The following is a 10,359-nucleotide window of genomic DNA, read 5'->3' as shown; positions in this document are numbered from 1 at the left end:
GGCGATTGCCACGCCGGTTATCGAGTCAATAAGATCCGTGCGCGGACGGAGGTGTCATGGTTCGGATCGATGCGCGCGCTCCCGGGGCTGGAGCAACCGGGCGGCTATCCCTCGCCGCGGCCTCGGTGGGGTTCGGACAATCGGCCGTGCTCGCCCTTGTCCCCGTGGTGGCCGAGCGCACCGGGCTCGACGCGGTCGCGATGGGGGGCGTCGCCTTCGCCGGGGCGGTCGCATTCTTGGTCTGCGCGCCGGCCTGGGGGAATGCGGGGATCGGTTGGCGTCTGCGCCGGCTGTTCGCGGCCCTCGCCGCCCTGATGGCGCTCGGCCACGGCCTGTTCGCTCTGGCCCTGACGGTGCCGGCTCTGCCCGTCGCTGGAGCCCTGGTGCTGCTCGTCGCCTCGCGGATCGCCTATGGGGCGGGGGCCGCCGGGGTGATGCCGCATGCCCAGGCCGCCGTGCTGGGGTCGGTGGCGGAAACGGCGCGCCCGGCGGCGCTCGGTCGGCTCGGTGCCGGTCTGTCGGCAGGGCGCATCCTCGGCTCGCTGGCGATGGGCGTCGGGGTGTTCGGGACGGCCGTGCCCCTGGTGGCTCTGGCGGCGAGCCCGCTGCTCCTGCTGGCGGCGCCCGACCTCCCGGGCGTCAGCCCTGGCGCCAGGCCGGCGGGAGCGCATCGCGGCCGCGTTCTGCGCGCGGCCGCGCCGCTCATGGGGATCGGCTTCGCCCTGACCCTTGGCCTCGGCCAGATCCAGATCGTGCTCGGCTTGTTCCTGCAGCAGCGCTACGGCCTCGACGCGGCGGGCGCTGCGGGTCTTGCGGGCGCGACCTTCGCGCTCGTCGCGGTGACGATGATCCTGACGCAACTCGTCCTGGTGCCGCGCCTCGGCCCGAACCTGCGGAGCAATCTCGGCGTCGGGCTTGCGGGCTTCGCCGCGGGTGCAGGCGTGATCGCCTGTGCTCCCGCCGCCTGGGTCGCCGTGCTCGGGACGGTCGTGGTGGGCGCCGGCATTGCCCTGGCGACCCCGCATTACACCGCCGCCCTGGTCGCCCAGGTGCCCGGGCACGCCCAGGCCGCGGCTGCCGGCTGGCTCGCGAGCGTCCATGTGCTCGGCCAGGGGATTGGAGCCCTGTGCGGCGGAGCGGCGTTCCGGATCGCGCCCGCGCTGCCGTTCTGGACCTGCGCGGCCTTGGGCCTTGCCCTGATCGTTGCCGCCGCGCGGCTGCGCCCGGGCGATCCCCGTCATCCGGTGGCCTGACTGGCGCGGCCCGTCCCGAGCAGCCGGACGGTCGCCACCGTGGCGAGGCCGGACAGGAGCGTCGCGAGCCCAAACAGGGCGCCGTAGCCGAGGAGGTCGGCGAGCTTGCCCGAGATCAGCGAGCCGACGAGGTAGACCACGAGCTGCGCGCAGGCGAGGATCGTGAAGTCCGTGCCCGGCTGTTCCGCCGAGGACACCGCCATGAACAGGCTGTAGAGCGCCACGATCTCCATGTAGCGGATCAGGGTCTGGAACCCCGCCGCGCCGAACAGCGGCCACAGGCCGACCACGGCCCCGAAGGCGTGCGCCGTGAACAGGGCGAAGCAGAGGGTCCGCAGCCCGCCCAGCAGCCCGAGGGTCGCGGCCGTGCCGTAGCGGCGGACCAGCAGCGCCGCGATGCCGGAGCCGGCGAGCCCCGCGGTCATCGCCGAGACGCCGGACAGGTAGCCGATCTTGTCGAGGGGAACGCCCGCATCGACCAGGTAGGCGCCCTCCATGGCCTTCACGAGCCCCTCGCTCACCCGGTAGGTGAGCGCGACCCACAGGATGGTGTGCACCTCCGGCCGCCGCAGGAAGGCCCGGATCGAGGGCCGTGGCGCGGTGGCGCCGGTCTCGGGCGCACCCTCGCGCATGGCGAAGGCGGCCAGCAGCGGCGGCACGGAGAAGGCCGCCGCGCTCAGCAGCATCCCGGTCCAGCCGACATGATGGTAGAGGACGAGGCTCAGCGTCCCGCCGACCACAACCCCGAGGGCGACCGAGCCGCCCTGTATGGCGTTGCCGATGGCGCGATCCTCCGGCCGCAGCCGCTTCACGGCGTAGCCGTCCGTGGCGATGTCCTGCGTCGCGATCAGCAGCGCGGCGAGGAAGCCGACGCCGATGATCCCGGGCACGTTGGTGGGCCCGAGCGGCAGCATCGCGAGGATGCAGCCGATCACGCCGACCTGGGTCATCACCACCCACCCCGCCCGGTGCGCCCGCGCGAAGGGCCGCACCCGGTCGATCAGCGGCGCCCAGAGGAACTTCAGCACGAGGGGCAGGAACAGGAGGCTCAGATAGCCGATCGCCGCCCGGGACACGCCGGCCTCGCGCATGATCGGCGGGAGTGCGGCGGCGATCAGGTAGGAGGGGATCGCCTGCGCCATGTAGAGGGCGGCGAGCACCGCGAAGAGCGAGAACCGCTCGTGCCGCCCGTCGGGCGGAACGGTCACGGCGGCGGGGGCCGAGGAGGCTGCGCTCATGTCAGGTAGGCCCGCGCGGAGGCTCGGGCGGCGGGCTCGTCCGGGGCGATCGCGATCGGGAAGTTCCAGAGCCGGCGGAACACATCGGCGCCCGCCTCCTCGAAGCCCGGCCGCACGATCACGAGGCCGCGGCAGTGCCGCTCGAGGTCGGCGCGCGTCCGCTTGAACCAGAGGGCCTGCGCCTTCTCGGAGGCCGCCGAAAGCTTGCCGACGCCGCCGAGCAGCAGGATCAGGGCGAACGGTTCGGTCCGTGCGCCCACCTGCTCCAGGGCCTCGAGGTAGGCGGTCTCGTCGCCCGGCTCGGTCGGGCCGAGATAGCGCAGGACCAGGAGGTCGTCGGTCTCTTCGAGGGCGACCATCCCTCAGAAGGTCCTGCGGTAGCCGACGGTGACGGTGCGCCCGAGCCCGAAGACGGTTAGGTTGCGCACCGAGGTCGCGGTCGGATTCCAGTAGGCGCGGTCGAACAGGTTGTCGACGGAGGCGTAGAGCTCGCCTCCGGCCAGGGGCGCGCCGACGGCGGCGTTCACCGTGAAGGCGTCCTTCAAGCGGAAGCGGGTGCCGATGAGGTCGATGCGGGCGTCGCGGCCGCTGAAGCCCTCACCCTCGACCCGGAGCGAGACGCCGTTCGCGAACAGGTAGGTCCCCGAGAGCGTGCCGTGGAAGGGGGCGCCGATGCGGTTGTTCGGCAGGTAGCTGTCGAGGCGCCCGTCCTTGTTGGTGTCGTAGCGGCCCTCGCGGTAGCCGAGCACGGTGCCGAGATTCAGTTGCTCCGTGACCTGCGCGTTCCCGGTGAACTCGACCCCGTAGATCATCTCCTTCTGCTGGCTCAGCTTGTTGGTGAGCGGGTCGAACGTCGTGCCGTCGTCGGAGGTCGACACGAACCCGCCCAGGCTCCCGGAGAAGATCCCGCTCCGGCCGCGGACGCCGAAATCGTAGGAGTTCACGATCTGCGCCTGCGGGGCGATGCTGGAATACGCGATGGTGGTGCCCGCCGGCAGGCAGAACGGACGGGTGATCGGGCAGGCATAGGCGAGGGACAGCCCGGCCCGGCGCGTGAACGCACCGATATCGGCGAGCGCGTAGCCCTGGCTGAAGCCGCCGTAGAGGTCGATGCCCGGCAGCAGGTTGAAGGTCGCGCCGGCGTTGAAGGTCGGGGCCGAGTAGGAGAACGTGCCGCCGGTGACGTTGAGGGCCGGCAGCACGAAGGTCGAGTAGCCCAGCGCGTTGCGCGCCGCGCTGGCCGCGAAGGTCGTCGGCCGGGTGAAGCCTGCAACGTCGAGGTCGAAGTGCTCGTAGCGCATGCCGGCACGCACGGTCAGCCGCTCGCCGATGGGCAGCTGGAGCAGGGCGAAGCCGGCGTAGCTGTTCTGCTGCAGGGGCGTGAACACGTCGCTGCCGTCCCGCGCCCGCTGTCGGGTCGATTCCGAGATTATGTCGGAGCCCCAGGTCACCTTCAGCCCGGGCAAGAGGGCGCTCAGGTCTGTATCGAGGGTGAGGTTGATGCCGCCGCGCTCGGTCGCGAGCGCAGTCTGGTTGGCCAGGCTGGTGGGCGCGGTGGGGATGAACGAGTAGGTGACGAACGGGTTTGCTGGATAGGCGAATTGCGAATAATTGAAGCGCTTGTTGATGTCGTTATAGAAACCGAGGATCGAGAAACTGCCAAGAGGCGTATCCCGATCCGTATAGCGCAAATAGAGTGAGCGCGTATCCTCGGCGACCGGCAGGCCGATATAGCTTCGCGCGTAGTCGGGCCGGGCGAAGGAACCGCTGTAATCCGTCAGGTAGCGCGGATCCTGGTTGAGCAGGATCTGAGTGAGGCCGAACTCGACGCGCTTGGTGAGATCGAGGTCGTATCCGAGCCGCAGGTTGATGTTGCCGAGCTGGAAGCGGTCGGCACCGCCCTGGCCGAGCTGACCGTCGGAGGGCAATTCCCGGCCCTTCCCGTCGAAGGTGCGGGTGGCGAACCGACCGGAGCCGGTGAACGCGTAATCGACGCCGTCCGGCACCTTGCCGGTCACACTGATCGAGGTCTCGGGCGCGACGCCGTGAACCGGGTCGGCCGTGAAGGTCCGGATCGCCGTGTTGACGGTGACGACCGGAGCCCCGTCCGTCGGGCGCCGGGTGATGAAGTTGACGGTGCCGCCGGTCGCGCCCGCGCTGTAGAGGCTGGAGGCGCCGGCCACCACCTCGATCCGCTCCACCGAATTAAGGTCGATCAGGTTGAGGATGCGCGAGACGTCGCGCAGCGGCGTGTTCACGGGCACGCCGTCGATCAGCACCAGGAGGTTGCGGCCCCGGAAGCTCTCGGAGGCGCTGGAGATCGTGCCGTTCGGCACAGAGAAGCCCGGCACCAGCTTCGAAAGCACCGCCGAGGGGCTCGAGGTCAGAGCGAGCTGCTGGCGGATCTGGTCGCGATCGACGACCTGGACGCTCTGCGGCACGTCCTCGATCCGGCGCGGCGCGCGGGTGGCCGTCACGGAGATTTCGTCGAGGGCGACCACGGGTGCGGCGGTCTCGGCCCGGGCCGGCCCGGCCAGGGCGGTCCCCGCACCGAGGATCGCGACGAGACGAATGGTACGCATGATTGTCAGACCCACCCCTGCGATTCCGCGTCGGAACGCCTTCCACGACCGCCGGGCCGGGTCCGACGTGTAAAGAACGCCAGAAATCGACGGCCAGCCAGTTTAAAACTTGTCTAATTTAAGATCATCGCGACTTTGGGCGCCGACACGTTCGGTTGAAGATGCCTAAAGTCTCGACATGTCTAGGCGGCTCTAGCATGGTGATTTCGAACCCGCTTGGACTCGGGCGCGCAAGAGTATGGACTGCTGCGCAGCTGCAGGGTGAGGGAGGGCGCGATGACGAAACGACTTTGCTTGGCCGCCACGTCGCCGGGAAACCCGGTTTGGCCACCGCGATGAGCGCCACGGTGCAGGCCGTGACCCGCGGGGCGGCGGCCGGCGTCGTCCCGGAGTCGCGCGCGGACCCCGATTCCCTTCCGTTCCGGGGCCGGACGGCGATTCGCATCGTTCCGGACCTCGGCATCGCCTCGGTGTTCGAGCCGTCCCGTTCCTGGCGCGACGAGGGCCCGGGCGAGCGCCTGCTGCTGGTGCGGCCTGCGATCGGGCGCCTCCAGGTGACCCAGGGCGGGAGCACGGTCGCCTGCTGCTCCAGGGACGCGCTGCTGGTCGCCACGAGCCGGGACGCCGTCTTCGACGCACTGGGGGTCGACCGGATCGACCTCCTGGCGATCGACCGGCAGCGTCTGACCGGTCCGCTCGCCGCGCTGGAGACCGGTCACATCCGGCGGATCGGGCGGGACCATCCGGGGCTGCAGACGCTGACCGTCTACGGCGCGAGCCTTCTGCGGGGCCTGATCCCCGTGGGGGCCGCGGGCATCGCGGACCTCGTCCGCGAGCACCTCGCCCAGTTGCTGGCCTACATCGTGCGCGAGCCCGGCGTCGCGATCTCCGCGCCCGGCCCGAGCCGGCGCGACCTGCGGATCCAGGCGCTCAAGGCCGAAGTGGAGCAGCGCCTCGGCCGGCCGGACCTGAGCCTGGAGGCCGTCGCGCAGGCCCAGCAGATCTCCAGCCGGCAGGTCCAGGCGATGTTCCAGGCGGAGGGCGAGACCTTCTCGGGCTTCGTCCTCGCCCGCCGCCTCGACCGGGCGATGCAGCGCCTGACGGATGCCGAGGATGCCCGTCCGGTCAGCGCGATCGCCTTCGATGTCGGGTTCGGCGACCTGTCCTACTTCAACCGCACGTTCCGCAAGCGCTTCGGTCTCACACCGTCACAGGTCCGACGATCGGGCGGGACCATCGACCACGGTCACGTTCGCGGGCGTGATCGCGCGATGGATCTTTGAGGGCGTTCGCGGCCGGGAGGCGCGCAGACCAATCCGATATGCTGCCGCTGCCATCGGCTTCCGACGGTGAGACGGCGTGGAGCGGGTACCGGGAATCGAACCCGGGTATTCAGCTTGGAAGGCTGCTGCTCTACCATTGAGCTACACCCGCGCGGGCGGATCGTTAGCACGCCGTCCGGCCCGTGAGAAGACGGTCTCAGGCCAGGCCGAGCGCGGTCCGCGCCTCGGCGGGGCTGGCGACGTTGCGGCCGTGGCGGCGGACCGCTTCCGCAGCGAGGCCGACCAACTCGGCGTTGCTCGCCGCCAGCCGGTCCTTCGTCACCCGGATGTTGTCCTCCAGGCCGGTGCGGACCGCGTCGGCGCCGCGCGCGAGCGCCCAGTCCATCACGACCGCCTGGTTGCGGCCGATCCCGGCGGCGGTCCAGGTGGCTTCGGGCAGGATCCGCCGCGTCTCGGCGAGCAGGATGTCGAGCAGGTGCTCCTCGGCCGGCATCGCGTTCTGGATGCCCATCACGAACTGCACGTGCGGGCGCGCGTCGATCAGGCCCGCCTCGACCAGCCTCCTGGCGCCGTGAAGGTGCGACAGGTCGAAGATCTCGATCTCCGGCCGCACCCCGTGCTGCTTCATCTGACTCGCGAGATCGGTCACGAGGCCGGCGCCGTTCTCGTACACGATGGTCGGGAAGTTCACCGAGCCGGTGGAGAGCGAGGCCATGTCGGGACGGTGCTTCAGCGAGAGTCCCCGGGCGGCCGGATCGCGCCCGCGCCCGCCGGTGGAGAACTGTACGATCATCCCGGGACAGTGCTTGCGCAGCCCCTCCTGCACGACGGCGAACTTGTCGGGGTCGGAAGAGGGCGATTCGTCGTCGTTGCGCACGTGGATATGGGCCAGCGTCGCGCCGGCCTCGAAGGCCTGTTGCGTCGATTCCACCTGCTCGGCCACGGTGACCGGCACGGCCGGGTTGTCCTTCTTGCGCGGCACCGAGCCGGTGATCGCCACCGCGATCACCACGGGCGCCTCGCTCGGGGATCCTGCCATCGCGTCTTCTCCCTGATCGTCCGTCTGGTTCCGGTCCGGGATAACGTCGCGCACCGGGAAACTGAACCGCCCGGGCGGGACATCTCGGCGCCGGTGACAGGGTGAACCCGGCGGCTCGTTTGACCCTCGCACCACGCGCGGCCACAACGGGGCGAGCCGGCCCACGCCCTCGCCCTGAGGCTCGCTGCGCCCACACATCGCGGATGCGGGCGTGGATCGGAGAAGGGGTGTCACAGGGCCTGGGCGCAGTCGAGGCGAGCCGCCATTCGAGCGGCGAGGAACACGATGAACGACACCATCCTGGTCCTGAACGGGCCGAACCTGAACCTGCTCGGCAAGCGGCAGCCGGAGATCTACGGGCGCGAGACGCTGGCCGATGTCGAGGCCCTGTGCCGCGAGACCGCCGGCGGCTTCGGGCTCAAGGTGGATTTCCGTCAGAGCAACGCAGAGCACGCGCTGATCGACGCGATCCAGGCCTTCCGGGTCGGTTCGGCCGGCATCGTGATCAATGCCGGCGCCTACACCCACACCTCGGTGGCGATCCTCGACGCGCTCAACACCTGCGAGGTGCCGGTGATCGAGTGCCACATCTCGAACGTCCACCGGCGCGAGTCGTTTCGCCATCATTCCTACGTCTCGCTCGCCGCGACAGCCGTGCTGGCCGGTTTCGGGACGCACGGCTACGCCCTAGCGATCCGGCATCTGGCGCAGCTGCGGGCCCAGGCCGGCACGGCCTGAGCGGCGGATAGCGGCCGGTTCAGGGTTGACGCTGGCGGAGACAGGGCGGAGGAGACCGGTCAGGCCTTCCCCATCCTCGCACTCGAGACCGGTCGCCGGCGGAGAGTGCCCCCAGCGGAGCGCGCACGCCGCATGACCACGTCGTTCCTGCCCATCGACCGGACGCTGATCGCCCGCGAGGCGGCCAAGATGTTCCTCGAGATCCAGGCGGTCCATTTCTACAAGGACGAGCCGTTCAAGTTCACCTCCGGCTGGGCCAGCCCGGTCTATATCGATTGCCGCAAGATCATCTCGTTCCCGCGCCTGCGCTCGACACTGATCGACTTCGCCGCCTCGACGATCGTGCGCGAGATCGGCTACGAGACGCTGACCCACATCGCGGGTGGCGAGACCGCCGGCATCCCGTTCGCCGCCTGGATCGCCGACCGGCTGATGCTGCCGATGCAGTACGTGCGCAAGAAGCCCAAGGGCTTCGGCCGCAACGCCCAGATCGAGGGCGAGGTTGTGGAGGGCGCCCGGACCCTGCTGGTGGAGGATCTCGCCACCGACGGGCGCAGCAAGGTGAACTTCTGCCAGGCGCTGCGGGACGCCGGGGCCCAGGTCGATCACTGCTTCGTGCTGTTCTACTACGACATCTTCCCCGGCAGCGCCGCGCTGATGCAGGAGATCGGGATCAAACTGCACTACCTCACCACGTGGTGGGACGTGCTGGCGGTGGCCAAGGAGATGGGCACCTTCGACCCGAAGACGCTGGCCGAGGTCGAGAGCTTCCTGAACGCGCCGGCCGACTGGTCCGCCGCCCACGGCGGCATTTCCGCGTTCGGGCAGGCCTGAGGAGGCCGCCGCGATGAGCGTCGCCGACCTGTTCCCCGCCGCGCAGCCGCCCGCTTCCACGGCGGCCGACCGGATCACCATCCGCCGGCCGGACGACTGGCACATCCACCTGCGCGACGGCGCGATGCTGAAGGCGGTGCTGCCCTACACGGCGGCCCAGTTCGCCCGGGGCATCATCATGCCGAACTTGGTCCCGCCGGTGACCACGGTGGCGGCGGCGCGCGCCTATCGCGAGCGGATCCTGGCCGCGCTGCCCGCCGGCCTCGATTTCACCCCGTTGATGACCTGCTACCTGCGGGACGACACCGACCCGGACGAGATCGAGCGCGGCTTTGCCGAGAAGGTCTGGATCGCCGCCAAGCTCTACCCGGCCGGCGCGACGACGAACTCCCATGCCGGCGTCACCGACCTGATCGGGCTCGCGCCCGTGCTGGAGCGGATGGAGCGGATCGGCATGCCGCTGCTGATCCACGGCGAGGCCACCGATCCGGAGATCGACATCTTCGACCGCGAGGCGGCGTTCATGGAGGGCAGCCTGATCCCGCTGCTCGCCCGCCACCAGGGGCTGAAGGTCACCGTCGAGCACGCGACTACGGCCGAGATCCTCGACGTGGTCCGGGCCAACCGCACTCGCGTGGCGGCGACGATCACGCCGCACCACCTCGTCATCAACCGCACCCACATCTTCCAGGGCGGTCTGCGCCCGCACCTCTATTGCCTGCCGGTGGCCAAGCGTGAGCGGCACCGCCTGGCGCTGCGGGCGGCCGCCACCTCCGGCGAGGCGTGCTTCTTCCTCGGCACCGACACCGCCCCGCATGTCCGCGGCGCCAAGGAGGCGTCCTGTGGCTGCGCCGGTGTGTTCTGCGGCCCGACCGCCTTGCAGACATACGTGCAGGTGTTCGACGAGGAGGGGGCGCTGGACCGGTTCGAGGCCTTCGCGTCACTGAACGGCGCGCGCTTCCACGGACTCGCGCCCAACGCGGCCACCGTCACCTTGGAGCGCCGGGAGAGCCGCGCCATCGAGGCGGTCGCGGTGGAGGCCACCACCGTGGTGGTGTTCCGCGGGGATGAGACGCTGCCTTGGGCGGTGGTGGCGTAGAGGCGGGAACGGGCTTGGTGCTCGGCATCGCCTGCGGTGTCGGCCACTGCGAGCGACTGGCGATGCGCCTCAGCTTCGAACGCCGATGTCCGGACGTCGGGAGCCGAGATCTGAACGGGTCTCAGCCCCTCAGCACGGAAGCGCGCACGGTCCTTGCGACCCTTCAGGCGCAGAGACGCGGAATCTAACAGATTCGGCACAAATCGCGTGCGCCTCGAGGGTGACAGGTCATGTCGGCGAAGACAGACGGTTTTCCCTCGCGCCGACATTCTGTAAGCCGCCTACCGATCCGG

Annotated in this window: 9 protein-coding genes, 1 tRNA gene and 1 pseudogene; 5 read left to right on the top strand and 6 right to left on the bottom strand. The window is 70.2% G+C overall.

Annotated elements, in window-relative coordinates:
• The first annotated feature begins 56 nt into the window (after positions 1 to 56).
• Entirely contained in the window at positions 57 to 1,253 is a 1,197-nt protein-coding gene (locus ACYQPG_RS28855) for an MFS transporter (protein WP_461232266.1), read from the top strand.
• Here ACYQPG_RS28855 and ACYQPG_RS28850 read toward each other — a convergent pair.
• The 3 genes from ACYQPG_RS28850 to ACYQPG_RS28840 are packed head-to-tail and all read right to left on the bottom strand — an operon-like array spanning position 1,238 to position 5,073.
• Positions 1,238 to 2,491, bottom strand: a complete 1,254-nt coding sequence (locus ACYQPG_RS28850) for an MFS transporter (RefSeq protein WP_461232265.1) — start codon at positions 2,489 to 2,491, stop codon at positions 1,238 to 1,240. The two genes, ACYQPG_RS28855 and ACYQPG_RS28850, sit on opposite strands and share 16 nt — an antisense overlap.
• Positions 2,488 to 2,850 carry a hypothetical protein gene (locus ACYQPG_RS28845; RefSeq protein ID WP_147907171.1) on the bottom strand — a complete coding sequence of 121 codons (363 nt, stop codon included), beginning with the start codon at positions 2,848 to 2,850 and terminating at the stop codon, positions 2,488 to 2,490. Before ACYQPG_RS28845 ends, ACYQPG_RS28850 begins: the two co-directional genes overlap by 4 nt.
• A gap of 3 nt (positions 2,851 to 2,853) precedes the next feature.
• Complete coding sequence (locus ACYQPG_RS28840) at positions 2,854 to 5,073, bottom strand: TonB-dependent receptor (protein ID WP_461232264.1); 2,220 nt, start codon at positions 5,071 to 5,073, stop codon at positions 2,854 to 2,856.
• Between the two features lie 323 nt (positions 5,074 to 5,396).
• Between ACYQPG_RS28840 and ACYQPG_RS28835 the strand changes: the two genes are divergently transcribed.
• Positions 5,397 to 6,356: a helix-turn-helix transcriptional regulator gene (locus ACYQPG_RS28835; protein ID WP_461232263.1), complete on the top strand. Its 960-nt coding sequence runs from the start codon at positions 5,397 to 5,399 to the stop codon at positions 6,354 to 6,356.
• Positions 6,357 to 6,433: 77 nt separating this feature from the next.
• Here ACYQPG_RS28835 and ACYQPG_RS28830 read toward each other — a convergent pair.
• Positions 6,434 to 6,507 (bottom strand) — tRNA-Gly (locus tag ACYQPG_RS28830).
• A 45-nt stretch (positions 6,508 to 6,552) separates the two neighbouring features.
• Positions 6,553 to 7,395, bottom strand: coding sequence for a beta-keto acid cleavage family enzyme (locus ACYQPG_RS28825; RefSeq protein WP_419830822.1), 843 nt, complete (start codon positions 7,393 to 7,395; stop codon positions 6,553 to 6,555).
• A 285-nt stretch (positions 7,396 to 7,680) separates the two neighbouring features.
• On the opposite strand from ACYQPG_RS28825, the gene aroQ reads away from it, so the two are divergent.
• The 3 genes from aroQ to pyrC all read left to right on the top strand — a co-directional run bounded on the left by aroQ (position 7,681) and on the right by pyrC (position 10,066).
• Positions 7,681 to 8,133, top strand: a complete 453-nt coding sequence (gene aroQ / locus ACYQPG_RS28820; protein WP_419830821.1) for a type II 3-dehydroquinate dehydratase — start codon at positions 7,681 to 7,683, stop codon at positions 8,131 to 8,133.
• A gap of 132 nt (positions 8,134 to 8,265) precedes the next feature.
• Positions 8,266 to 8,967, top strand: coding sequence for an orotate phosphoribosyltransferase (locus tag ACYQPG_RS28815; RefSeq protein WP_147939770.1), 702 nt, complete (start codon positions 8,266 to 8,268; stop codon positions 8,965 to 8,967).
• A 13-nt stretch (positions 8,968 to 8,980) separates the two neighbouring features.
• A complete protein-coding gene (gene pyrC, locus ACYQPG_RS28810; RefSeq protein ID WP_419830820.1) occupies positions 8,981 to 10,066 on the top strand; it encodes a dihydroorotase in 1,086 nt (361 codons plus the stop codon).
• Positions 10,067 to 10,092: 26 nt separating this feature from the next.
• Here pyrC and ACYQPG_RS28805 read toward each other — a convergent pair.
• A pseudogene (locus ACYQPG_RS28805) lies at positions 10,093 to 10,335 on the bottom strand (antitoxin MazE-like protein); the annotation flags it as partial.
• Positions 10,336 to 10,359: the final 24 nt, after the last annotated feature.

It is taken from the genome of Methylobacterium sp. CM6246 (assembly GCF_054818005.1).
The sequence above is the reverse complement of the archived record's forward strand: the minus strand, read 5'-3'. Positions and strand labels throughout refer to the sequence as shown.